The 23,737-nt window shown below is 68.8% G+C and carries 24 protein-coding genes; 22 read left to right on the forward strand and 2 right to left on the reverse strand.

Going from position 1 to position 23,737, the window contains the following annotated elements; all coding sequences use genetic code 11:
- Nucleotide 1 precedes the first annotated feature (1 nt).
- Nucleotides 2-700 carry a TetR/AcrR family transcriptional regulator gene (locus ACSQ3D_RS09275; RefSeq protein WP_056411999.1) on the reverse strand — a complete coding sequence of 233 codons (699 nt, stop codon included), beginning with the start codon at nucleotides 698-700 and terminating at the stop codon, nucleotides 2-4.
- A gap of 347 nt (nucleotides 701-1,047) precedes the next feature.
- On the opposite strand from ACSQ3D_RS09275, the gene ACSQ3D_RS09280 reads away from it, so the two are divergent.
- The 15 genes from ACSQ3D_RS09280 to msrA all read left to right on the forward strand — a co-directional run bounded on the left by ACSQ3D_RS09280 (nucleotide 1,048) and on the right by msrA (nucleotide 16,579).
- Entirely contained in the window at nucleotides 1,048-1,848 is an 801-nt protein-coding gene (locus tag ACSQ3D_RS09280) for a GntR family transcriptional regulator (RefSeq protein ID WP_436126736.1), read from the forward strand.
- A gap of 43 nt (nucleotides 1,849-1,891) precedes the next feature.
- Nucleotides 1,892-3,094, forward strand: a complete 1,203-nt coding sequence (locus ACSQ3D_RS09285) for an ABC transporter substrate-binding protein (protein ID WP_436126658.1) — start codon at nucleotides 1,892-1,894, stop codon at nucleotides 3,092-3,094.
- A 98-nt stretch (nucleotides 3,095-3,192) separates the two neighbouring features.
- Nucleotides 3,193-4,065: a branched-chain amino acid ABC transporter permease gene (locus ACSQ3D_RS09290; RefSeq protein ID WP_436126659.1), complete on the forward strand. Its 873-nt coding sequence runs from the start codon at nucleotides 3,193-3,195 to the stop codon at nucleotides 4,063-4,065.
- Complete coding sequence (locus ACSQ3D_RS09295; RefSeq protein ID WP_436126660.1) at nucleotides 4,062-5,033, forward strand: branched-chain amino acid ABC transporter permease; 972 nt, start codon at nucleotides 4,062-4,064, stop codon at nucleotides 5,031-5,033. The genes ACSQ3D_RS09290 and ACSQ3D_RS09295 overlap by 4 nt, the downstream gene beginning before the upstream one ends.
- Complete coding sequence (locus tag ACSQ3D_RS09300) at nucleotides 5,023-5,784, forward strand: ABC transporter ATP-binding protein (RefSeq protein WP_436126661.1); 762 nt, start codon at nucleotides 5,023-5,025, stop codon at nucleotides 5,782-5,784. Before ACSQ3D_RS09295 ends, ACSQ3D_RS09300 begins: the two co-directional genes overlap by 11 nt.
- Nucleotides 5,781-6,548 carry an ABC transporter ATP-binding protein gene (locus tag ACSQ3D_RS09305; protein WP_235503905.1) on the forward strand — a complete coding sequence of 256 codons (768 nt, stop codon included), beginning with the start codon at nucleotides 5,781-5,783 and terminating at the stop codon, nucleotides 6,546-6,548. The genes ACSQ3D_RS09300 and ACSQ3D_RS09305 overlap by 4 nt, the downstream gene beginning before the upstream one ends.
- Nucleotides 6,549-6,563: 15 nt before the next feature.
- Nucleotides 6,564-7,520 carry a tripartite tricarboxylate transporter substrate binding protein gene (locus ACSQ3D_RS09310; protein ID WP_436126662.1) on the forward strand — a complete coding sequence of 319 codons (957 nt, stop codon included), beginning with the start codon at nucleotides 6,564-6,566 and terminating at the stop codon, nucleotides 7,518-7,520.
- Nucleotides 7,517-8,794 (forward strand): 3-isopropylmalate dehydratase large subunit, encoded by a 1,278-nt coding sequence (locus ACSQ3D_RS09315; RefSeq protein ID WP_436126663.1) that lies wholly within the window; start codon nucleotides 7,517-7,519, stop codon nucleotides 8,792-8,794. The genes ACSQ3D_RS09310 and ACSQ3D_RS09315 overlap by 4 nt, the downstream gene beginning before the upstream one ends.
- Nucleotides 8,791-9,294 carry a 3-isopropylmalate dehydratase gene (locus ACSQ3D_RS09320; protein WP_436126664.1) on the forward strand — a complete coding sequence of 168 codons (504 nt, stop codon included), beginning with the start codon at nucleotides 8,791-8,793 and terminating at the stop codon, nucleotides 9,292-9,294. The genes ACSQ3D_RS09315 and ACSQ3D_RS09320 overlap by 4 nt, the downstream gene beginning before the upstream one ends.
- Nucleotides 9,287-11,002 carry a hydantoinase B/oxoprolinase family protein gene (locus ACSQ3D_RS09325; RefSeq protein WP_436126665.1) on the forward strand — a complete coding sequence of 572 codons (1,716 nt, stop codon included), beginning with the start codon at nucleotides 9,287-9,289 and terminating at the stop codon, nucleotides 11,000-11,002. Before ACSQ3D_RS09320 ends, ACSQ3D_RS09325 begins: the two co-directional genes overlap by 8 nt.
- On the forward strand, nucleotides 10,999-13,041 hold the full coding sequence (locus tag ACSQ3D_RS09330) for a hydantoinase/oxoprolinase family protein (RefSeq protein WP_436126666.1): 2,043 nt from the start codon (nucleotides 10,999-11,001) through the stop codon (nucleotides 13,039-13,041). The genes ACSQ3D_RS09325 and ACSQ3D_RS09330 overlap by 4 nt, the downstream gene beginning before the upstream one ends.
- A complete protein-coding gene (locus ACSQ3D_RS09335) occupies nucleotides 13,038-13,670 on the forward strand; it encodes a cysteine hydrolase family protein (protein ID WP_396507111.1) in 633 nt (210 codons plus the stop codon). Before ACSQ3D_RS09330 ends, ACSQ3D_RS09335 begins: the two co-directional genes overlap by 4 nt.
- Nucleotides 13,667-15,073 (forward strand): FAD-dependent oxidoreductase, encoded by a 1,407-nt coding sequence (locus ACSQ3D_RS09340; protein ID WP_436126667.1) that lies wholly within the window; start codon nucleotides 13,667-13,669, stop codon nucleotides 15,071-15,073. Before ACSQ3D_RS09335 ends, ACSQ3D_RS09340 begins: the two co-directional genes overlap by 4 nt.
- A 5-nt stretch (nucleotides 15,074-15,078) precedes the next feature.
- Nucleotides 15,079-15,942, forward strand: coding sequence for an isocitrate lyase/PEP mutase family protein (locus tag ACSQ3D_RS09345; protein WP_436126737.1), 864 nt, complete (start codon nucleotides 15,079-15,081; stop codon nucleotides 15,940-15,942).
- Nucleotides 15,943-16,036: 94 nt separating this feature from the next.
- On the forward strand, nucleotides 16,037-16,579 hold the full coding sequence (gene msrA / locus ACSQ3D_RS09350; protein WP_156370938.1) for a peptide-methionine (S)-S-oxide reductase MsrA: 543 nt from the start codon (nucleotides 16,037-16,039) through the stop codon (nucleotides 16,577-16,579).
- 95 nt (nucleotides 16,580-16,674) lie between these two features.
- Here msrA and ACSQ3D_RS09355 read toward each other — a convergent pair whose 3' ends face one another.
- Complete coding sequence (locus ACSQ3D_RS09355) at nucleotides 16,675-16,929, reverse strand: hypothetical protein (protein WP_436126668.1); 255 nt, start codon at nucleotides 16,927-16,929, stop codon at nucleotides 16,675-16,677.
- 161 nt (nucleotides 16,930-17,090) lie between these two features.
- Here ACSQ3D_RS09355 and ACSQ3D_RS09360 point away from each other — a divergent pair, with 161 nt between their 5' ends.
- The 7 genes from ACSQ3D_RS09360 (at nucleotide 17,091) to ACSQ3D_RS09390 (ending at nucleotide 23,646) form a co-directional block, all read left to right on the forward strand.
- Nucleotides 17,091-17,516: a Fur family transcriptional regulator gene (locus tag ACSQ3D_RS09360; RefSeq protein WP_056412339.1), complete on the forward strand. Its 426-nt coding sequence runs from the start codon at nucleotides 17,091-17,093 to the stop codon at nucleotides 17,514-17,516.
- Nucleotides 17,513-18,193, forward strand: coding sequence for an ABC transporter ATP-binding protein (locus ACSQ3D_RS09365; protein WP_436126669.1), 681 nt, complete (start codon nucleotides 17,513-17,515; stop codon nucleotides 18,191-18,193). The genes ACSQ3D_RS09360 and ACSQ3D_RS09365 overlap by 4 nt, the downstream gene beginning before the upstream one ends.
- Nucleotides 18,190-19,425 (forward strand): ABC transporter permease, encoded by a 1,236-nt coding sequence (locus tag ACSQ3D_RS09370; RefSeq protein ID WP_436126670.1) that lies wholly within the window; start codon nucleotides 18,190-18,192, stop codon nucleotides 19,423-19,425. Before ACSQ3D_RS09365 ends, ACSQ3D_RS09370 begins: the two co-directional genes overlap by 4 nt.
- A 57-nt stretch (nucleotides 19,426-19,482) precedes the next feature.
- Nucleotides 19,483-19,740: a hypothetical protein gene (locus tag ACSQ3D_RS09375; RefSeq protein WP_436126671.1), complete on the forward strand. Its 258-nt coding sequence runs from the start codon at nucleotides 19,483-19,485 to the stop codon at nucleotides 19,738-19,740.
- Nucleotides 19,741-19,959: 219 nt separating this feature from the next.
- A complete protein-coding gene (locus ACSQ3D_RS09380; protein WP_436126672.1) occupies nucleotides 19,960-20,556 on the forward strand; it encodes a DUF3299 domain-containing protein in 597 nt (198 codons plus the stop codon).
- Between the two features lie 78 nt (nucleotides 20,557-20,634).
- Nucleotides 20,635-21,186, forward strand: coding sequence for a hypothetical protein (locus ACSQ3D_RS09385; RefSeq protein ID WP_436126673.1), 552 nt, complete (start codon nucleotides 20,635-20,637; stop codon nucleotides 21,184-21,186).
- 321 nt (nucleotides 21,187-21,507) lie between these two features.
- Nucleotides 21,508-23,646: a TonB-dependent receptor domain-containing protein gene (locus ACSQ3D_RS09390; protein ID WP_436126674.1), complete on the forward strand. Its 2,139-nt coding sequence runs from the start codon at nucleotides 21,508-21,510 to the stop codon at nucleotides 23,644-23,646.
- Nucleotides 23,647-23,737 lie beyond the last annotated feature (91 nt).

Here is a 23,737-nt window from a genome sequence, read left to right on the forward strand (position 1 = left end):
GTCAGGTGCCGCGTGAGGAAGGGGAGTGGGCGGCAGTGGCCGGGCCATCGGCCCGCACCAGCAGCCCATGGAGCACGTTGTCGATCTGCGCCTCGATGAATTTCTCGGGGTCCAGGTCCATGCCTTCGGGAATGCACACCGACACCGAGTGCTTCCACATCATGAGGAAGATCATCGGGGCCAGCACCACGTGCACGATGTAGTCGAGCGACACGGGGCGGAACTCGCCGCGCTCGATGCCGCGCTCGATGATGCGGCGCACCAGCCCCTGGCCGGGCAGGATCACCTCCTGCCGGTAGAACTGCATGATTTCCGGGAAGTTCTGCGCCTCGCTGAACATCAGCTTGGTGATGCCCGACGCCTTGGTGGAGCCGATGCGCTCCCACCAGACCTGGTAGCAGTAGCGCAGCAGCTCGGTGGTGCTGCCCTCGAAGGTTTCGAGCTCCTGCGTCCACTCTTCGAAGCGGCCCGCGATGTTCTGGCGCACCACGGCCTTGAAGAGTTCTTCCTTGCTGGGGAAGTACAGGAACAGCGTGCCCTTGGACACCCCGGCCCGCGCGGCGACCTCGTCCACACGCGTGGCCGCAAAGCCTTTTTCGACAAAAAGGTCCAGCGCTGCCTCCAGCAATTCGCCGGGGCGGGCTTCCTTGCGGCGCTCGCGTTTGGTTCCGGCTGAAGGGGGTGGGGAGGCTGAGGTCAAAGGGGTGTGGAGTTAATGACTGACTGGTTAGTAATGTAGCAAGGGTGTGTGCCGGCGTCAATTCGTTGGTGCCCGGCAGACCGCAAAACCGGCACGCAGGCGACACCCGCGGGTAAACCCCGAGCGTGCGGATTTTGGGCCGCGAAGGCGCCCTGGCAGGGGCGTTCATCGACGCCCCGTGGTGGTGCGCCGTGCTGCTGCAGGCCCCGTCTTTGTGCAAAAGCGCGCTCCAAAAAAGGGAGCGCCTTGCGGGCTGTGGCTCTCTGGCGCAAATGTCCTTAAAACAGGACCAAACGACCCTAAATGTCTTATTGACAGGACATTACCGATGCTTGACGATGAACCCCATGTCGCCCAAGCTGCCATTGCCCAAGTACCACCAGATCTACCTGGTGCTGCGCGAGCAATTGCAGGAAGGCCACTTCGCTGCCGGCCTGCCGGGCGAGCTGGCGCTGATGGAGCAGTTCTCCGTCGCCCGCGTCACCGTGCGCCGCGCGCTGGAGCTGCTGCAGGGCGAAGGCCTGATCTCGCGCCAGCCCGGCCGCGGCACCCGGCCCGTGCTGCAGCCCGACGCAGGGCAGGGCAGCGTGGACGGCTCCCCCCACAGCAACCGCGCGCAACTGACGGGCCTGCTCGAAAACCTGGTCAGCATGGGCTTGCGCACCTCGGTCAAGGTGCTCGATGTGGAGACGGTGACGGCCTCTCGCGCCGTGGCCGGTGCGCTGCAGATCGCCGTGGGCGATTCGGTGCAGAAGGCGGTGCGGGTGCGCAGCACGCGTGAGGGCCCGCTGTCGCACATCACCACCTATGTGCCTGCCGACATCGCCCGCCAGTTCGGCCGGCGCGAGCTGGCCCGCAAGCCCATCCTGGTGCTGCTGGAGGAATCCGGCGTGAAGGTGGGCCGTGCCCACCAGACGATTTCCGCCAAGCTGGCCGATGCCGTCGTCGCCCGCCACCTGGATGTGGCCGTGGGCTCGGCCCTGCTGGCGGTGCGCCGCCTGATCCTGGACGACCAGGAGCGGCCGGTGCAATGGCTGCACGGCCTGTACCGGCCGGACCGCTACGAATACGAGATGCAGCTGTCGCGCGTCGGCAGCATCGACGCCAAGGTCTGGGTCAGCAAAGAGCTGTCCGCCCAGTTCCACTGATCACAACGACCGCCCCCCGACCCACCCCCCAAGGAGAACGCCCATGAGTAACCGCCGCCATTTCCTATCCCAGTCGGCTGCCGCCGCATCGGCCCTGGCCTTCCCCCTGGTGGGCGGGGCCCAGGCCAAGGCCATCAAGGTGGGTGTGCTGCACCCGGTGACGGGCGCGCTGGCGTACTCGGGCCAGCAGTGCCGCGAGGGCGCGATGATGGCCATCGAGGACATCAACAAGGTCGGTGGCATCAAGTCCCTGGGCGGCGCCAAGCTCGAGGCCCTGCTGGGCGACGCCCAGTCGCAGCCCCAGGCCGGCGCGGCCGAGGTCGAGAAGATGAACGAGGCGGGCGTGTCCGCCGTGGTCGGCGCCTTCGCGTCGGCCATCTGCCTGGCCACCACGCAGGCCGCCGCCAAGTACAACCTGCCGCACATCGTGGACGTGGGCGTGGCCGACCAGATCGTGGAGCGGGGCCTCAAGAACACCTTCCGCTTCGGCCCCGGCTACAAGAAGTGCACCGAGACGGCCATGGCCAACCTGCACGTGCTCAACACCGCCGCCGGCAAGCCAGCCAAGACGGTGATGATCATCCACGAGGAATCGCTGTTCGGCTCCGGTACGGCCCAATTGCTGTCGCGCGAGCTGCCGGGCTACGGCTACGAGGTCAAGGAAATCGTCAAGCACGCCAACCCCACGCGCGACTTCAACAACATCGTGCTGCGCATGAAGGCGGTCAACCCCGACATCGTGATCCCCGCCAACTACTACAACGAGTACGCGCTGCTGGTGCGCACCATGCAGCAGCAAAAGGTCACGCCCAAGGCCATCTACTCGGTGCTGGGCGGCGCCGCCTCGAGCTACAAGTTCGTCAAGGAGTTTCCGGACGCAGCCAACGGCATCATCGACTGCAACCACTGGTTCAACCCCAAGGACAAGCGCGCGCAGGACCTCAAGAAGCGGGTGGAGGCCAAGGGCCTGTTCTTCAGCTACGAGCTGTTCATGACCTACACGTCCATGTGGCTGCTGGCCGATGCCCTGGAGCGCGCCAAATCGATGGACCGCGCCGCCCTGATCGACGCGCTGGAAAAGAGCACGTTTGCCGACCACATCATGCCGTACGGCCCCACCAAGTTCGTCGCCGGACAGAACCAGGGAGCCCAGCCACTCATGACCCAGGTGCTGAACAAGGACATCAAGGTCATCATCCCGCGCGACTACCGCGAAGCAGACCCGCTCTTCCCCTTGAAGGCCTGAGAAACCCACCTCCGGCCATGCCTGCAACGGCCAGCGCGGCGCCAGAGCACCTGGTGCCAGGCCGCGCCTTTGCCTGAACAGCCGGACACACCACACCCATGTTCGATCTCAGCATCCTCTTCCCCTCGGTCCTGAACGGCCTGACGACCGGCGCGGTCTACGCGCTGATCGCCCTGGGCCTGACCTTGATCTACGGTGTGCTGCACATCATCAACTTCGCGCACGGCGCGTCGCTGATGTTGGCGCTGTACGCCGTCTACCTGCTCAAGCAGCACTGGGGCATCGACCCCTACCTGGCGTTGCCCATCCTCGTGCCCGGCATGTTCGCCCTGGGCTATGTGCTGCAGCGTGTGGTCATCAACCGCGCCAGCCACGGCAAGGACGAGAACATTCTTCTCGTCACGCTGGGCATCTCCATCGTCATGGAGAACCTGGCGCTGCTGTTCTTCAAGTCCGACACACGCACCATCGAGACCAGCTACACCCTCACCACCGTGGCCATCGGCCCGGCGATGATCGCGCTGCCCAAGCTCGTGTCCTTTGCTGGCGCGCTGGTCGTATCGGGCCTGCTGCTGTGGATCGTGGGGCGCACCGACCTGGGCCGGGCCATCCGCGCGGTGGCGCGCGAGAAGCACGGCGCCAAGCTCATGGGCATCCATGTGGACCATGTCTACGCCATGAGTTTCGGGATCGGCCTGGCCTGCCTGGGCGCGGCCGCCTGCTTTCTGCTGCCGGCCTACTACGTTAACCCGCAGGTGGGCAGCGGCTTCGTGCTGGTGGCCTTCACCATCGTGGTGCTCGGCGGCATGGGCAGTTTTGCGGGCGCGCTGGTCGGCGGGCTGCTGATCGGCGTGGTGGAGTCGCTGGGCGGCCTGTACCTGGGCGAATCGCTGGGGCAGATCGGCATCTTCGCCATCTTTATCGCCGTGCTGCTGTTTCGCCCGCAGGGCCTGTTTGGAGCCCGTCAATGAAGCAGCTCGCATCCATTGCGCTCTTCGCGCTGGCCGTGTCGGCCATCACCTTCGCGTCCGACTCCGGCGTGCTGCTGAACTTCATCATGATGGCCCTGTATGCCGCCTTGCTGGCGCAGGCCTGGAACATCCTGGGCGGCTTCGGCGGGCAGTTCTCGTTCGGCCATGCGCTGTTCTTCGGCACGGGCGCCTACATCCAGGCGATTGCGCAGATGCAGGGCGGCTTCAACGCCTGGGTGGCGCTGCCCATGGCCGTGGGCGGCAGCGCGCTGGTGGGGCTGTTCGTGGGCGGGCTGTCGTTCCGCTACGGGCTCAAGGGCTCGTACTTCGCGCTGGTCACCCTGGCTTTTGCCGAGGTGTTTCGCATCCTGGCGCTGTCGGTGCCCTTCACCGGCGCGGGCGTGGGCCTGATGCTGCCGCTCAAGGAATCGGTGGCCAACATCCAGTTCGGCTCGCGCAAGGGCTATGTCTTCCTGATCCTGGCGCTGGTCACGCTGGCGCTGCTGGCCAGCTGGTGGCTCAAGAACTCTCGCTTCGGTGCCTGGCTGCAGGCCGTGCGCGACAACGAAGACGCGGCCCGCGCCATCGGCGTCAATCCGTTCACCGTGAAGATGGGCGCCATCGCGCTGTCGGGCGGCTTCATGGGCGCGGCGGGGGCGTTCTATGTGCAGGTGTTCCAGTACATCGACCCGGGCATCGCCTACGGCTCGGTGACTTCGGTGGAAGCCCTGGTGGCGGCCATCGTGGGCGGCATCGGCACCATCTGGGGGCCAGTGCTGGGCGCCTTGGTGCTGCACGTGCTGGCCGACCTCACGCGCAACCTGTTCGGCCAGCTGCCCGGCATCAACATGGTGATCTACGGGGCGGTGCTGGTGGTCATCGTGATGTTCCTGCCGCGCGGCATCGCGGGCCTGGGACAGTCGGTGGTGCATCTGTGGAAACGTTCGGGAGGCCGCCATGGCCAATGACCTGCTGACTCTGACGGGGCTGGGCAAGTCCTTCGGCGGCCTGAAGGCCGTGCAGAACGTGAGCCTCACGGTACCCGAAGGCTCGCTGACCGCGCTGATCGGCCCCAATGGCGCCGGCAAGACCACGCTGTTCGCGCTGATGACCGGCTTCGTGAAGCCTGACGCGGGCACGGTGCACATCTCCGGGCGCGACATCACCGGCCAGGCGCCGCACCTCAATGCCCGCCTGGGCATGGCGCGCACCTTCCAGATCGTGCAGCCCTTTGCCGCCCAGACCGTGCGCGAGAACATCGCCGTGGGCGCCCATCTGCACGAGCCGCGCCGCGCGGCAGCGCTGGCGCTGGCCACCGACGTGGCGGCGCGCGTGGGCTTGACGGCGCAGCTGGACAAACCCGCATCCGACCTGACCGTGGCCGGGCGCAAGCGGTTGGAGCTGGCGCGGGCGCTGGCCACCCGGCCGCGCCTTTTGCTGCTGGACGAAGTGCTGGCCGGCCTCAACCCCCAGGAGATTGCCGAGATGATTCCCGTGGTGCGTGGCATTGCCCAGGGCGGCGTGACGGTGCTGATGATCGAGCACGTGATGCAGGCCGTGATGAACCTGGCCGAGCACGTGTGGGTGCTGGCGCAGGGCCAGTTGATCGCCGAGGGCAGCCCGGGCGTGGTGACGTCCGATGAGCGCGTGATCGAGGCGTATCTCGGCCACGGCACCGCAGCCCGCCTGCGCGCGGCTGCTGCGAAGGAGGCCGCATGAGCACCGCCGTTTCTTCTTCGCCACCGTCCACTCCATCGCCCACGCCATCCGCAGCCGCACCATTGCTCGACATTGCCGGCCTGCGCGGCGGTTATGGCCGTGTGGAAGTGCTGCGCGGGGTGGACCTGCAGGTGAACCCGGGCGAAACCGTGGCCCTGCTGGGCAGCAACGGCGCGGGCAAGTCCACGCTCAACAACGTGGTCTGCGGCATCTATCCGGCCTGGGCCGGGCGCGTGGCCTTTGGCGGCGCCGACCTGAGCGGTGCGCACTACACCGAGGTCGTCAAGGCCGGGCTGATCCAGGTGCCCGAGGGGCGCAAGATCTTCCCGAACCTGAGCGTGCTGGAAAACCTGTCGCTCGGCAGCTTCTCGCGCGCCCGGGAGCGCCGCGCCGAGAACATCGACAAGGTGTTCGCCACCTTCCCGCGCCTGAAGGAGCGCACCGCACAGCTGGCCGGCACCATGAGCGGGGGCGAGCAGCAGATGCTGGCCATCGGCCGCGGCCTGATGGCCGAGCCGCGCCTGTTGATCCTGGACGAGCCCTCGCTGGGCCTGTCGCCCCTGCTGGTCGAAGAGATGTTCGGCCTGATCCGCCAGTTGCGCTCCACGGGCCTGGCGGTGCTGCTGGTCGAACAGAACGTGGGGCAGTCGCTGGAGATCGCCGACCGTGCCTACGTGATGGAAAACGGGAGCATCCGCTTTTCCGGCGCGCCCGACGAACTGCTGCGCAGCGACGAACTGCGCCGGGCCTATCTGGGCCTTTGAGAAGGAGACAACCACATGACCATTCCACGCCGAAAACTGCTGCTGGCGTTGCCCGCCGTGCTTCCGCTCGGGCAGGCCCTGGCGCAGAACGCCCCCATCCGCATCCTGGTGGGCGCGCCTGCCGGCGGCTCCACCGACACGCTGGCGCGCAATCTGGCCTCCGAGATGGGCCGCCAGCTCGGCCGCACCGTGGTGGTGGAAAACCGCCCCGGCGCGGGTGGCAACATCGCGGCCGACGCGGTGGCCAAGGCCGTGCCGGACGGCAACACGCTGCTGATGAGCTTCACGAGCCACGCGATCAATGCCAGCCTGTACCCGTCGCTGCCGTTCGACCCCATCAAGGACTTCACGCCGCTGACCTGCGTGGCGACCTCGCCGTCCATCCTGGTGGCCAACCCCGCGGTGCCGGCCAAGGATGTGCGCGAGCTGATCGCACTGGCCAAGGCCAGGCCGGGCCAGCTCAACTTCGCCATCGGCGCCGTGGGCTCGTCGCTGCACCTGGCGGGCGACGCTTTCAAGATGCAGTCGGGCGCGTACATCGTCAACATCCCGTACCGCGGCACCGCGCCCGCGCTGCAGGACGTACTGGCCGGGCAGGTGGAGCTGATGTTCGCCGCCGTGGGCAACGCCCAGTCGCAGATCCGCGCAGGCAAGCTCAAGGCGCTGGGCGTGACCAGCGCCAAGCGGCTGCCGGCCTTTCCGGACGTGCCGGCCATCGCCGAGGTGCTGCCCGGCTACGAGTCGAGCGCCTGGTTCGGCCTGTTCGGCCCCGGCAACATGAACCCCGAGCTCGCCAAGAAGTTGAGCGACGCGGCCCGCCAGGCGATTGCCACACCCGAGGTCAAAAGGCGCCTGGAGACCGAAGGCGCCGTGCCCGTGGGCAACAGCCCTGAAGAATTCGCGCGCTTCGTGCAGGCCGAGATCCCGCGCTGGGCCAAGGTCGTGCGTTTTGCCGGAGCCAAGCCCGAATGACCACCGCCCCCAGTACCCTGGCGCAAAAGCTGGTGGCCCGCGCCAGCGGCCGCAGCACTGTCACGCCCGGGGAGATCGTCAACTGCCAGGTCGACCTGGCCATGTTCCACGACTCGTCCGGCCCCCGCCGGCTCAAGCCCATGCTCGACGAGCTGGGCGCGAGCATCTGGGACAAGTCGCGCGTGGTGCTGGTGATGGACCACTACCTGCCCGAGCGCGATGACGAATCGCGCCGCATTGTCCGCATCGCCCGCGACTGGGCCAAGGAGCAGGCGCTGCCCCACGTCTACGACGGCCAGGGCATCTGCCACGTGGTGGTGCCGCAGCACGGCCACATCCGCCCGGGCATGTTCTGCGTGGGGGGCGACTCGCACTCGCCCACGGGCGGGGCGTTCGGGGCCTACATGTTCGGCATCGGCAGCACCGAGATGCTGGGCGTGGTGGTCACCGGCGAGATCTGGCTGCGCGTGCCCCACACCCTGCAGATGCACTGGACCGGGCGGCTGGCCGCTGGCGTCACCGCCAAGGACATGATGCTGCACATGGTCGGGCGCTTCGGCATGAACGGCGGCCAGTACCAGGCTGTCGAATTTGCGGGCGCCGCCGTGCAGGCCCTGTCGATGCAGGAGCGCATGACCCTGTCCAACATGAGCGCCGAGCTGGGCGCGCAGGCCGGCCTGATCGCCCCCGACGCGACCACGCACGACTGGCTAGCCGTCCACGGCGTGCCCGAGGCCGACCTGCAAGGCCTGGACGCCTGGGTGACCGACCCCGGCGCGCCGCTCACCCGCCACGATTTCAATGCCGACACCCTGGCGCCCCAGGTGGCGGCGCCCCACAGCCCGGCCAACACGGCCGCCGTGGACCAGCATGCCGGCACGCGCATCGACGTGGCCTACATCGGCGCGTGCACCGGCGCCAAACTCGACGACCTGCGCGCCGCCGCCAGCGTGCTGCGCGGCCACCGCGTGGCCCGCGGCGTGCGCCTGATGGTGGCCCCGGCCAGCCAGCAGGACCAGGCCGCAGCCCGCGCCGAAGGCGTGCTGCAGGTGCTGGAGGACGCGGGGGCCGAGCTGTTCCCCACCACCTGCGGCGCCTGCGCCGGCTATGGCGATACGGTGGGCGACGGCACCACCGTCATCTCCAGCACGGCGCGCAACTTCAAGGGCCGCATGGGCTCGGCCACGGCGCAGGTGTACCTGGCCTCGCCCTACACCGTGGCCGCTTCGGCCTTGCAGGGGCACATTGCCGACCCGCGCGAGGTGCTGGCATGAGCGCCGCACAACACAGGGTCTGGAAGCTGGGCGCCGACATCGACACCGATGTGCTGGCCCCCGGCCACGCGATGAAGCACGGCATCGACGTGCTGGCCCGCCACTGCCTCGAATCCGTACGCCTGGACTTCGTGGGCGGCGTGCGCCAGGGCGATGTGATCGTGGCCGGACCCAACTTCGGCATCGGTTCGTCGCGCGAGCAGGCGGCTGCGGTGCTGGTGCGGCTGGGTGTCGTGGCGGTCATTGCACCGTCGTTCAGCGGCCTGTACTTTCGCAACGCCTTCAACCTGGGGTTGCTGCTGCTGACATGCCCCAGGGCCGACGAGGTGGCCGAGGGCGAGCAGGTCGCCCTGGACTGGCAGGCCCCCGCCGTGATCACTGCGGATGGCACGCGCCTGGCGTGCGATCCGATTCCCCCATTTCTCATGGACATGGTGCGCGCCGGCGGTTTGCTGAACCAGCTGCGCGCCCGATTTGGCAAGGAGGCCGTCAATGGCTGACAACAAGGTAGCGACAGCAACATCATCGATGGACCCGGTCACCCTGGCTGTGCTGCGCGGGCGGCTGGAGCAGGTGGCCGACGAAATGGATGCCACGCTGTACCGCAGCGCATTCAACCCCATCATCGCCGAGGCGCACGACGCCTGCCATGGCCTGTACGACGCGGTCAGCGGCGACACCCTGGTGCAGGGCAAGTCGGGCCTGCCGGTATTCGTGGGCGCCATGGCCTTTGCGGTGCGCGCGGCCATGCGCATCGCCGCAGAGCGTGGCGGCATGGCGCAGGGCGACACCTGGCTGTTCAACGACCCGTACGAGGGCGGCACGCACGCCAACGACTTCAAGCTGGTGCGGCCGTTCTTTCGCAACGGCCAGCTGTACTGCTTTTTGGCGTCTGCAGCGCACTGGCACGACGTGGGTGGCAATGTGCCCGGCAACTACAACCCCGCCGCCACCGAGTGCTGGCAGGAGGCCGTGCAGATTCCACCCGTGCGCATCGTGCGCGGCGGTGCGTTGGACGAGGACGTGCTGGCCATCCTGAAAGCCAACACCCGCCTGCCCGACAGCCTGTGGGGCGACCTGAACGGACAGCTCTCTGCGCTGGACCTGGGCGAGCGCCGCCTGAACGACCTGCTGGACCAGTATGGCGACGCCGTGGTGCTGCAGGCCATGGGCGAGTTGCGCACGCGTGCCGTCAAGCTCATGCGCTCGCACATCGCGGCGCTGCCCGATGGGCGCTACAGCTTCAGCGACATGCTGGACAACGACGGCGTGAAAGACGAGGCGCTGACCATTGCCCTGGACATGACGGTCGCAGGCGACCGGCTCACGCTCGATTTTTCGCGCACCTCGCCGCAGTGCGCCGGGCCGGTGAACATCTCGCGCGCCACGGCCATCGCGGCCTGCTACGTGGCCTTGAAGCACCTGTTCCCGGACGTGCCCGCCAATGCCGGCGTGCTGGATGCGGTGGACTTCGTGCTGCCGGACGGCCTGGTGATCAGCGCCGCACGACCACGCCCGGTGGGTGGCTACACCGAGACCATTTTGCGCATGATCGACGTGATCTTCAGCGCCACGGCCCTGGCCGCGCCCGAGCGCGCCATGGCCCAGGCCTACGGCACCATCAATGCGCTGTCCATCGCCGGACACCGCACCGATGCCGCGCGCAAAGGCCAGCGCTGGGTGATGTTCAGCTTCTTCGGCGGCGGCCACGGCGGGCATTCCGATGGCGACGGCATGAGCCACGGCAATGCACCCATCTCCACGGCGACCATCCCGCCGCTCGAAATCCTGGAGGCTGCCTACCCCGTGCGCTTCACACAGTGGGCGCTGCGCCCCGGCTCGGGCGGCGACGGCCAGCACCGCGGTGGCCTGGGCGCCATCTACGAGATTGAGCTGCTGGAGCAGGACGCCGAAGTCTTCATCTTCGGCGAGCGCGGCAAGGCCGCACCGCAGGGCATCGCCGGAGGCGGAGAGGCCGCGATGAACGTCTTCAGCTACGAGAACGCGGGCGAGTGGAAGACGCCGCCCATGCGCTCAAAGATGATCGGCATCCAGCTGAAAAAAGGCGAGCGTGTGCGGCTGGAAACACCCGGCGGCGGCGGCTACGGCGCCCCGTCGGCGCGGGCCGCAGCAGCGCGCCACAGCGACGAGGCGATGGGTTATGTGGTGGCGGACAACAGCGCAGCAGCAATGAAAGGCGCAGCATGAGCGGCAAGGCTTCGTTTGTGGTGGGTGTGGACGTGGGTGGCACCTTCACCGATCTCTTTGTGTTGGACGAGTCCGACGGCAGTGCCCGCATCGTCAAGGTGCCCTCGACCCGAGGCGAAGAAGCACGCGGCTTCATGAACGGCGTGGCGCGGGTGGCGGATTCGGCCTCGGCCATCGCCACCATCGTGCACGGCACCACCGTGGGCACCAATGCGCTGCTGGAGCGCAAAGTGGCTCGCACCGGCATCATCACCACGCGCGGCTTTCGCGATGTGCTGGAGATGCGCCGCCGCGACCGCCCGCAGACCTGGGGCCTGCGCGGCAGCTTCGAGCCCATCGTGCCGCGCGACCTGCGCCTGGAGGTGGACGAGCGCGTGCTGGCCGATGGATCGGTGCACACCCCGGTCGATCTGGACCAGGTGAAAGCCCAGGCCCAGGCCTTGCTGGACGCAGGCTGCGAGGCGGTCTGCGTGTTCTTCATCAACACCTATGCCAACCCGGCCAACGAGCAGGCGGCCGTGGTTGCCGTGCGCAGCCTCTGGCCCAACCCGCACGTGACCGCGGCCAGCGAGGTGCTGCCGGAGATCCGCGAGTTCGAGCGCTGCTCCACCGCCACGCTGAATGCCGCCCTGCAGCCTGTGGTGGGCAGCTACCTGGAGCGGCTGGAGGGCGACCTGCGCACCCAAGGCTTTGGCGGCGAGCTGCTCATCGTGCAGAGCAATGGCGGCGTGATGTCGCGCCAGACGGCCTGCGACGTGCCGGTGCGCACCGCGCTCTCGGGCCCGGCGGCGGGCGTGATCGCCTGCGCGGCCATCGCTCGGGCGGCGGGGTTCCCCGATGCGATCACCGGCGACATGGGCGGCACCTCGTTCGACGTGTCGCTGGTGGCGGGTGGCGAGGCGGCCCTGGCCGCTCAGACCGCCATCGAGTTCGGCATGGTCGTGCGCTCGCCCATGATCCAGATCGAGACCATCGGCGCGGGCGGCGGCTCCATTGCGTCGGTGGACGCCAGCGGCATGCTGCAGGTGGGCCCCGAGTCGGCCGGCAGCGTGCCCGGCCCCGCGTGTTACGGGCGCGGCAACACCCGCCCCACGGTGACCGATGCCAATGTGCTGCTGGGCCGCATCGCGGCCGACCGGCCGCTGGGCGGCGGGCTGCTGGCCGCCATGGATGCGGCCAAGTCCCGCGACGCCATCGACACCCACGTGGCCCAGCCCCTGGGCCTGGACGTGATGGCCGCAGCCGAAGCCATCCTGACGGTGGCCAACGCCAAGATGGCCGGCGCCGTGCGGGTGGTGTCCATCGAGCGCGGGCACGACCCGCGCCAGTTCGCCTACATGCCGTTCGGCGGTGGCGGCGCTTTGCACGTGTGCGCCATGATGCGCGAGGTGGGCGTGGGCACCGGCATCGTGCCGCGCTACCCCGGCGTCACGTCGGCGCTGGGCTGCGTGATGGCCGACATGCGCCACGATGCGGTGCAGACCCTGAACAAACCCCTGGCCGAGCTGGACGTGGCCGACCTGCGCGAGCGCGTGCAGGCCCTGTCGGCCGCCTGCCAGCAGCGCCTGGACTCGGCGGGCGTGCAGTTCGTGCAGGTGCAGGAAATCATTGCGCTGGACATGCTCTATGCCGGCCAGACGCACACCGTGCAGGTGCCGCTGGCGGCGCAGGCACTGAGCCGCGAAGGCATCCAGGCCGCTTTCGAGGCCGCCTACCGCGCTGCCTTCGGCCGGGTGCTCGACGGCATTGCCGTGCGGGTGATGAACCTGCGCTACGCCCGCGTCGGCGTGCGCCCCAAATTCGACCTCACGGTGCTGGCACCGCAATCGACCACACTGAACCCCTCGCTGGGTGTGCAGCGCGTGTTCCATGCCGGCCAGTGGTGGGACGCGGCGCGCCACGCGCGGCTGGACCTGCCGGTGGGCGCCCGCATCGACGGCCCCGCCATCCTGGAGCAGCCCGACACCACGGTGTGGCTGGAGCCGGGCTTTCATGCCACGGTGGACACGCTGGGCAACCTGCTGGTGCGTGCAGCATGAGCCATAGCGCCAACGCACCGTTGAACCTGCGCCGCACGGCCCTGGTCATCATCGACCTGCAGGACGACTTCCTCGCGCCCGAAGGCGCCTATGCCCGGGGCGGTGCGGTGAGCGCTGCCGCCCAGGCCCTGCCGCCGCGCGTGGCCGCCGTGGCCCAGGCGCTGAAGGCCGCGGGCGGCATGGTGGTGGGCAGCCAGTTCACCCTGTGGCCCGATGCGCAGGGCGAACCCATGATCTCGCCCCACCTCAAGACCCTGCGCCCGTTCCTGCGGCGCGGCGACTTCGCGCCGGGCAGCGCGGGCCAGGCCATGGTGTCCGACATTGCGCCCTGGGTCGACGTGGCGGTGTGCAAGGTGGCGTATTCGGCTTTCTTCAACACCCAGCTCGACTGGGTGCTGCGCCGCGCGGGCATCGACACCGTGGCGGTGTGCGGCATCGTCACCAACGGCGGCGTGGCCAGCACGGTGCGCGACGCCCACATGCGCGACTACCGCACCCTGGTGCTGTCCGACGGTTGTGCCGCCTTCCGCCAAGAGGTGCACGACACCGCGCTGGCGGACATGGCTACCGTGGCGCAGGTGCTGACCTGCAACGACTTCACCGCCGCATTGGCTGCAGGCACGCCATGAGCAGCACGCTGCCGACCATCCGCCGCGCCGACAGCATGCCGGCGGCCGCGCAGGACAACCATGTGCCTGTCGCCATCGTGGGCGGTGGCGCCTGCGGCCTGACCGCGGCGCTGATGCTGCACGACCTGGGTGTGGACTGCGCCGTGCTGGAGCGCGACGGCACTCCCACGGGCTCATCAGCGCTGTCCTCAGGCTTCATCCCGGCACCGGGCACGCGCGTGCAGCGGGACCTGGGCATTGCCGACAGCTCCGAACGTTTTGCCGCCGACATCACCGCCAAGGCCAAGGGCAGTGCAGCGCCGCAACTGGTGCAGGCCTACGCCCGCGCCATCGGCCCCGCGCTCGATGCGCTGCAGGACCGCCATGGCCTGGAGTGGCAGGTGCTCGATGGATTCTTGTACCCGGGCCACAGCGTGCGCCGCATGCACGCGGTGCCCGAGAAGACCGGCGTGGGCCTGATGGGCCGGCTGGCCAATGCGGTGGCGGCCGCCGACATTCCCCTGGTCACCGACGCCGCCGTGCGCGAGCTGTGGGCCGACGACACCGGCCTGCTGCTGGGCGTGGGCTACGAGCGGCCGGACGGCACGCTGGAGCACCTGTCGTGCGACGCCGTCATCCTGGCCTGCAACGGCTTCGGCGGTAACGCCGCCATGGTGCGCGAACTGTTGCCCGAAATGCGCGACGCCCTGTTCGCCGGCCACACCGGCAACGACGGCAGCGCCATCGCGTGGGGCCGCGCACTGGGCGCGCGCCTGGCGGACCTGGGTGGCTACCAGGGCCACGGCTCGTGGGCCATACCGCAGGGCGCGCTGATCTCGTGGGCGCTGATGATGGAAGGCGGCATGCAGGTCAACGCGCAGGGCCGTCGCTTTCATGACGAGACACAGGGTTACTCCGAGGCCTCGGTGCATGTGCTGGCCCAGCCGGGCGGCGTGGCCTGGAACGTGTTCGACGCGCCCATTCTGGCCCTGGCGCGCGGCTTTCCGGACTTCGTGGACGCCGAAGCCGCGGGCGCGGTGAAGCACTGCGACAGCGTGCAGGCGCTGGCGGCCTTGATAGGCTGCGACGACACCGCGCTGGCGGCCACGCTGGCCGGGCAGGGCCCGTACCCCCGCCCGGGCACGCGAGCGCTGCAGGCGCCGTTTTGCGCCGTCAAGGTCACCGGCGCGTTGTTCCATACCCAGGGCGGGCTCGACATCGACGCGCAGTGCCGCGTGCTCGACACCCAGGGCCGCCCGTTTCCCAACCTGCTGGCCGCAGGCGGCGCGGCGCGTGGTGTCTCGGGCGATGCCGTCTGGGGTTACCTCTCGGGCAACGGCCTGCTGAGCGCCGTGGCCGGCGGCTACCTGGCGGCCTACACCGCCGCCCATCTGCTTCGTCCCCCTACGGGTTCCAAACCATGACCGCCATGACCGCCATGACCCTGCACGAACGGCTGCAGCAGCCGAACATCCTTCTGGCCCCAGGCATCTACGACGCGTTGAGCGCCCTGGTGGCCGAGCAGGCCGGCTTCGAGGCGCTGTACCTCTCCGGCGCCTCCATCGCCTACACACGGCTGGGCCGCTCCGACGTGGGCCTGACCACCTACACCGAGGTGGAAGACACCCTGGCGCGCATCACCGAGCGGGTGCGCAAGCCCGTCATCGTGGATGCCGACACCGGCTTTGGCAACGCGCTGAACGTGCAGCGCACGGTGCGCGGCTTCGAGCGCGCAGGCGCGGCCATGGTGCAGATCGAGGACCAGGGCTTTCCCAAACGCTGCGGCCACCTGGACGGCAAGACCGTGGTGCCCGCCGCCGAGATGTGCGGCAAGCTGCGCGCCGCGCTCGACGCCCGCCGCGACGCCAGCACCCTGATCCTGGCGCGCACGGACGCGCTGGCGGTCGAGGGCATCGAGGCCGCATTCGACCGGGCCGAGCGCTACCTGGAGTGCGGCGTGGATGCGCTCTTCATCGAAGCCCTGCGCACGCCCGAACAGATGGACGCCGCCTGCCAGCGCTTTGCCCACCGCATCCCCTTGCTGGCCAACATGGTCGAGGGCGGCAAGACCCCGGTGCAAAGCGCGCAGGAGCTGGGTGAGCGCGGTTTTCGCATCGCCATCTTCCCAGGGGGAACGGCACGGGCGGTGGCCCACACCCTGAAGGGCTACTACGCCAGCCTGCACACGCACCAGACCACGGCGCCGTTCAAGGACCAGATGCTCGATTTCGACGGGCTCAACGCGCTGATCGGAACGCCAGAACTGATGGAGCAGGGCCGGCGCTACGAATGACGAACAGGCGGGCCGGCCCAATGCCCCCGCCCGCACTGCGTTACCGGCTGCCGCGTACCATGCCTCTGAAACCATTCATCGCATGGAGACCCACATGGCACAGAACCTTCAAACCATCACCCTGGGCGGCGGCTGCTTCTGGTGCACCGAGGCCGTGTTCGACCGCGTGCGCGGCATCACCGACGTGGAAAGCGGTTACACCAACGGCCAGACCATCAACCCCACCTACGAGCAGATCTGCCAGGGCGACACCGGCCACGCCGAGGTGGTGCGGCTGACGTACGACGCTGACGAGATCAGCCTGGAAGAAGTGCTGGAAATCTTCTTTCACACCCACGACCCGACCACCCTCAACCGCCAGGGCAACGACGTGGGCACGCAGTACCGCAGCGGCATCTACTTCGACAAGCCCGAGGATGGCGAGGCAGCCAACGCCATGATCCGCCAGATGTCGCAAGACAAGCTGTTCGGCGCGCCCATCACCACCGAGGTCAAGCCGCTGCAGAACTACAGCACGGCCGAGGCTTACCACCAGGACTACTTTGCGAGGAACCCGAATGCGGGTTACTGCGCGTTTGTGGTGGGGCCGAAGGTGGAGAAGTTCAGGAAGACGTTTGCGCGGTATGTGAAGGCATAGCCGCGCACAGCCGCGGCACTGGACACGCCGCGCACGCCGGGCCTACGGTGGCGGGGCATGCGTCAGCGATGCGCGCTGCAGCCGTCGCTGTCATTTCAGGCGTCCTCGACCACCACGTTGAGCGAGAAGCGCAGCAACCATTGAATGGCTTTGTGAAAGGCCACAGCGGCCACCACCCGGTCAGACAGGTGGTCGCACAACAGCAGGCCTTCAGGAATCAGGGTGATGGCGACATGGCGGCTGGCGTCAGGCCCCAGGCTTTCAAGGAGCCTGGAGATTTCTGCCGCGGCCTCGTCCGACACGCGAGCCATGGCCTCCTGCGGCACCTTTAACGTGTATTCGTATCCCAAAGGGGCCCTTTCAAATGGCCCATGTTAGCGAAGGGTTGCTGCGGCGGCATAATGCAACCCAATTGCGTTATTCCACCTGCCGGCCTGCAGCCATGTCCACCGCTCCCAAGCCCTCCCGCCCGAGTCTTCACCATCGCCCCGGCTGGTCGCTGCCCGCAGGCATGCGTGCGACCCGTGCCACACGCGCACTGGCAGCGCTGTACGCAGCCCGCCCAGACGCAGCCTTCTCCGAACCCGAAGTCGAGGCTGCCCTGGCCAGTGCCGGCGCCCCCGTCAACAAAGTCACCGTCTACCGCATGCTCGACCGCTTCGCCGCGGCCGGGCTGCTGCACAAGCAGGTGGATGCCGCCCGCGTGACGCGGTATGCGCTCGCACCCCAAGGCGAGGAGGGCGCCGCGCCGCGCTTTGAATGCGACGACTGCCACCGCCAGTTCCGCCTGTCGCAGGGCTCTGCCAAGGTGCAGACCGCGTTGAAGCAGGTGCTGCAGGCGCTGGCCACTGCAGGGCACGAGAGCCTGGCGGTGGACATCGCCGTGCGGGGCCGCTGCGCTGGCTGCGCGCACCCTGCCGGGGGCGCGGCGGCATGATCCGGACCCGAGGGCTTGCCTACACCTACCCCACGGGCGATGCGCCGCTGCGCTTTCCGGATGTGGACCTGAACCAGGGCGGCACGCTGCTGCTGCGCGGCCGTTCGGGCACGGGCAAGTCCACCTGGCTGTCGCTCATTGCCGGCCTGCGCGGCGCGAGCGGCGGTGACCTGTTCGTGGGCGGCCTGCAGCTGGGCACGCAGCGCGGCGCGGAGCTCGATGCCTGGCGCGCGCGCAGCATCGGGTTCTTGCCGCAAAAGCTGCACCTGTCCAGCGCACTCACCGTGGCGGACAACCTGGGCCTGGTCTACTTTGCGGCCGGGCTGTCGCGCGACGACTCTGCAATAGCCCGCGCGCTGGCGCAACTGGGTGTGGCAGAGCTGGCCGCGCGCAAGCCGCACCAGATCTCGGGCGGGCAGGCGCAGCGCGTGGCACTGGCGCGGGCGGTGCTGCTGGCGCCAGAGCTACTGCTGGCCGACGAGCCCACCGCCAGCCTGGACGACGAAGCCGCCGCCGACGCGCTGTCCCTGCTGCAGCACAGCGCCGCCGCGTGTGGCGCCAGCCTGGTCATCGCCACGCACGACCAGCGCGTGGTGCAGGCACTGGCCGGCGCGCAGCAGCTGGATTTGAATGAAACAGCGGCCTACCGCGCTCTGGACGGGCGCAAGCAGCTATGAAAAACATAGTGAAACTGGCCCGCCTGTCGTGGCGCTACCTGTGGTCCCGTCCGCTGGCCGCCGTGCTCAACCTGCTGGTGCTCACGCTGGGCTTGGCCGCCATCACACTGGTGCTGCTGGTGGCCACGCAGCTCGACACAGCTTTCGAGCGCGACCTCGATGGCATCGACCTGGTGGTGGGCGCCAAGGGCAGCCCGCTGCAACTGATCCTGGCGGGCGTGTTCCACATCGACGTGCCCACCGGCAACATCCCGCTGCAGGAGGTGCAGGCCCTGCAGAAGAACCCGCTCGTGGCGCAGGTCATCCCGCTGAGCCTGGGCGACAGCTACCAGGGCTACCGCATCGTGGGCACCACGCCTGACTATGTATCGCACTACAGCGCCACGCTGGCGGAAGGCGCCCTGTGGCAGCAGCCCATGGACGCCGTGCTGGGTGCCAGCGTGGCGCGCGGCATTGTCAAGCCCGACCACGGCGGTGCGCCGCTGGTGGGCGCCACCTTCATCGGCAGCCACGGCCTGGGCGGGGGAGGGCACGCCCACGGCGACCATCCCTACCGCGTGAGCGGCGTGCTGGCGCCTTGCGCCTGCGTGCTCGACCGCCTTGTGCTGACCAGCACCGAATCCGTCTGGATGGTGCACGAGACCGCCACGGCCACCGAGCCCGAGGACCTGGAGATATTGAAGGAAGAGCGCGAAGTGACCGTGGCACTGCTGCGCTACCGCACGCCCCTGGCCGCCGTCACGCTGCCGCGCCAGATCAATGCCGACACCGCCTTGCAGGCCGCCGCGCCTGCTATCGAGGTGACGCGCCTGCTGCGCCTGCTGGGTGTGGGGGCCGATGTGCTGCGCGCGTTTGGCGGCGTGCTGCTGGCCGTGGCGGCGCTCAGCGTGTTCATCGCGCTGTGGAACGCGGTGCGCGAGCGCCGGGCCGACCTGGCCATGCTGCGCATGTTGGGCGCCCCCCCGGGCCGCGTGGCCGGGCTGGTGTTGTGGGAGGCGCTGTGGCTGGCCGCCATGGCGTCGGCCCTGGGCTTGCTGATGGGCCACGCCCTGGCGCACACGCTGGGCTGGGTGCTGCAGTCTCAAGGCCTGCTGCCGGTGAGCGGCCTGGTGTGGCTGCCGGCCGAGGCGGGCGTGCCGCTGCTGGCCGGTGCCGTGGCGGCGCTGGCGGCGCTGTTGCCAGCCATGCAGGCCTACCGCACCGAGGTGGCGGACCTGCTGAGCCAGCCCTGAGCTTCCTGTTCTTCATTTCACTTCAATCTTCACTCCTCATCTTTCGAAAGGTTCTCCATGAAAAAGCTGTTCACCACCGTGGCCCTGGTGCCCTTGATGCTGCTGGCCGGTGCCGTGGCCCATGCGCAGGGCGCGCATTCCGACAAGGAAACCAAGGCCGATGTGGAGCGCCACCGGGCCATGGCCGCCGCGCACGAGGCCGCGGCCAAGTGCCTGGAGTCTGGCAAAGACCACGACACCTGCCAGAAGGAACTCCAGACCGCATGCAAGGGTCTGGGGATTGGCAAGTATTGCGGCATGCGCCACGTGCACTGATGCTCCCCCTGAGGCGCTACGCGCCTTCCCCCTGAGGGGGACGCCCCCGGTGGCCCGGCGGAGCCGGTTCCACGGGGGCGCTGGGATTGGGGCGCGCCGGTTTTGCAGGGCGCAGCCGCAAATAAGGTCGGATGGAGTCACGTGGTTGCTCGACGGCGTGGCTGCGGTCATGTAACAGCTGGCCCTGTGCGCACGGGGCGTTTACGGAAGGGGATTTTTATGCACCATCGTTGGTTGCCTCGGTTTGTGACCGGGCGCTCTATCGCTCTGCCTTTGGCGCTGGCGTTGGGTGTCGGTGTCTCTGGCACCGCGCTGGCACAAGCCAAGCCTTCCGCAGCGCCTGTGCTCAGTTCGCCGTTGCCAGCCGGCGCGGGTGGGACGCCGGTGGCGGGTGTGCCGTCCGGCTCGGGGGCGGGGTATCACAGCCCGAACAGCCCGATCGCGCCACTGCCCCAGCGCACGGATGTGATCCCTTGGTCGGTGCTGACCGATCTGACCAAGAAGACCACCAAGGATGGCATCCTGCCCGTGTTCAGCGATGCGCAAAAGGGCATGGACAAGACCACGCAGCGCATCCAGGGCTTCATGATGCCGCTGGATGCCAAGGCCACGCAGACGCACTTTCTGCTCACTTCGGTGCCGCTGACCTGCTCGTTCTGCCTGCCGGGGGGGCCCGAGAGCATGGTCGAGGTGAAGGCCAAGACCCCCGTGCGCTATTCGATGGAGCCCGTGGTGGTCGAGGGCAAGTTCACCGTGCTCCACAATGACCAGTACGGCCTGTATTACCGCGTGGTGGAGGCCGTGCCGGTGAAATAATCGCGGGTGGCGGGCGTTCCGCGCCGTGCGCCTCGCCTCACTGGCTGATTCCCTTTCGTTTTTGCACTGCATCTTGTCGTGACTTTTCCATCCCGCCCACGCCGGCACCTGCCATCGCCTGCCCATCGCAGCGCGGGGCAGGGTGCGCCTTGGCACATGCCGGGCGGTGTGGGCCGGTGGGCGGGCCGCCTGCAGACCCAGGCCCTGGTGCGGCTGGCGCTGGCGTGGCTGCTGCTGGCCCTGGTGGTGGTGCCGACGCTGGGGCGGCTGCACCAGGTGGCGCACGGCGGCACGCTGGACCGGGTGCATGCCGGGCAGGCGCTGGCGCACAGTGCGGCCTTGGCGTCTTCGTTGCCCTTGGCATCGGCAGCGACAGACCCTGGCAATGCAAATGCCGCGCCGCTGCCCGCTGCGTCCCACAGCCACGGGCTCTGGTCGCTGTTCCTGGGGCAGCACGCGCCCGTGGATTGCCTTTTGCTCGACCAGCTTGCGCTGGGCGATGCCCTGCACAGTGCCCCCGCGGCGCTGCCCGACGCGGTGCCTGCGCAAGCACCGCCTGCCGCCCATGCGCTGCGCACCGCCGCTGCGCATGTCGCGCTGTTCCAGGCGCGCGGCCCGCCTCGGGGCTGAGAAGCACCACGCCCCTGGGCCTTGGGAGGCTGGCCCCGTCCAGTGCCTGAGCCTTGTCGCCTGACAGCACTGCACCGCACTTGATCGGATTGGATTGGATCGCCGTGCAGCCGCTGGGGCGGCCGCGGGCCCGCCGTTCGCCGCGGCCATCTGTGCTTCCACCTTTAGTTCACTCCTTATTTCATAGCTGCTAGCGCTTGACCATCAAGCGCTGAAGGCCATTTTTGTTCATGGCTCTACGCCCCATGGCGTAAAGCCGCGCGCCGCACGCCTGGCTTTGCCATCGCGGTGCGCACCTGCCCGTTGCCAGCAAGCACCACCATGACACACACCCTTCTCGCCCCCCGTTCTGCCGCCCACCGCAGCCGCCCAGCCCTTCGTCCCGTGGCCTTCGCGGCCATGCTGGCGCTGTCGGGCTCCGGCATCGCGCATGCGCAGGCCTCATCTGCTGCGGCCCCATCGGCGCCGGTGTCCGCCGATACCGCGCCCAGCCTGCCGTCCGTCACCGTGTCTGCCAGCGGCCTGCAACTGGGCGCCACGGAGATGACCACGCCTGCGACCGTCTTGGAAGGCGACGAGCTCGTGCGCCGCCGCGAGGCCACGCTGGGCCAGACGCTCAACAGCGAGCCAGGCATCACCAGCAGCCACTTCGGCGCAGGCGCCAGCCGCCCCATCATCCGCGGCATGGATGGCCCGCGCGTCAAGGTACTGTCGGATGGGGCCGAGCTGCACGACGCCTCCACCATCAGCCCCGACCACGCCGTGGTGTCCGAGCCCTTGCTGGCCACGCAGATCGAGGTGCTGCGCGGCCCGTCGGCCCTGGTCTACGGCAACGGTGCGGTGGGCGGCGTGGTCAACGTGCTGGACGGCAAGATCCCCACCGCCGTGCCGGAGAAGGGCTACGAAGGCAGCGCCGAGCTGCGCGCCAACACCGGCGCGCGCGAAGGGGCAGGGGCCTTTTCGCTCACGGGCGGCACTGGCAACCTGGCCGTGCACGTGGAAGGCGTCTCGCGCGACGCCAGCGACTACCGCGTGGGCAAAGGCTGGGCGCCCAATGGCGAGCCAGCCCGCAAGGTGCTGGGCAGCTTCAACCGCACCGACACCGGCAGCGTGGGCCTGTCGTGGGTGGGCGACCGCGGCTACCTGGGCGCGGCCTACACCCGCCAGACTGCCAAGTACGGCCTGCCGGGCCACAACCACAGCTTCGAGGGCTGCCACACCCACGGCGACCACCTGCATTGCGGTGCCCATGCCGACGAAGGCGAGGAGGGCCACGACCATGACCACGGCGCGGAGGCCGGTGACGTGCCGGTGGTGGACCTGCGCAGCGAACGCTTCGACATCCGCGGTGAGCTGCGCAACCCCTTTGCCGGCTTCTCGGCGCTGCGCCTGCGCGCCGGCGTTACCGACTACGTGCACGACGAGGTCGAGGACGGCGCCATCAGCACCACCTTCAAGAACAAGGCCTACGACACCCGCATCGAGCTGCAGCACGAACCTATCGCCGGCTTCAAGGGACTGATCGGCCTGCAGACCTCGCAGCGCAAGTTCAGCGCCGAGGGCGAAGAGGCGTATGTGGAGCCCACCATCACCCGCAAGCTCGGCTTCTTCGCGCTGGAGGAATACCGCCTGGGAGACTGGCGCTTCGAAGCCGCCCTGCGGCACGACCGCCAGACGGCCGAGGCGCAGACCAGCGGCATCGAGCGCAGCCACAACGGCACGTCCGCGTCGCTGGGTGCGGTGTGGAAGTTCACGCCCGGCTACCAGGTGGGCACCTCGTTCACCCGCGCCAGCCGGGCTCCGTCGGCCGAAGAGCTGTACGCCCAGGGCCTGCACATGGCCACCAGCACGTACGAGCGCGGCAACCCCGACCTGCGCTCCGAGATCTCGCAGAACATCGACGTCAGCCTGAAGAAGACCAGCGGCGACACCACCTTCGGCGTGAGCGTGTTCCGCAACCGCATCAGCAACTACATCTACGGCCGCACGCTGGACGAGGTCGATGGCCTGCAACTGCTGCAGTACAGCCAGGCCGACGCCACCTTCACCGGCATCGAAGGCCAGGTGCGCCAGCGCCTGAACCGCCACTTCGGCATCACCCTGTTCGGCGACACCGTGCGCGCGCGCCTGGCCGGCGGCGGCCTGCTGCCCCGCATCCCCGCCACCCGCGCCGGCCTGCGCCTGGACGGCAACTGGAACGCCTGGGAAGGCCAGGTCGAATGGGTGCAGGTGGCCCGCCAGGGTCGTGTGGCGGAGTTCGAAACCGCCACGCCCGGGTACGGCATGCTGAATGTGGGCGTGAGCTACAGCGGCCAGTTCAGCGGCGGCACACCGTGGCAGGTGTATGTGAAGGCGAACAACCTGACCGACCGCCTGGCGTATGCGCACACCTCGTTCATCAAGAACGCGGCGCCGCTGATGGGGCGCAACGTGACGGTGGGGGTGAAGGTAGCGTTTTGATGGACGGGCCCGGGCGCCATGCGGGTTGGCAGCCCGCGCCCGGGCCGTGTTGACCAGGAATGGACGGGAAATCTCGCCAGTTAATTCCAAT

Source organism: Acidovorax sp. LjRoot117 (assembly GCF_964252695.1).
Lineage (GTDB): Bacteria > Pseudomonadota > Gammaproteobacteria > Burkholderiales > Burkholderiaceae_C > Acidovorax.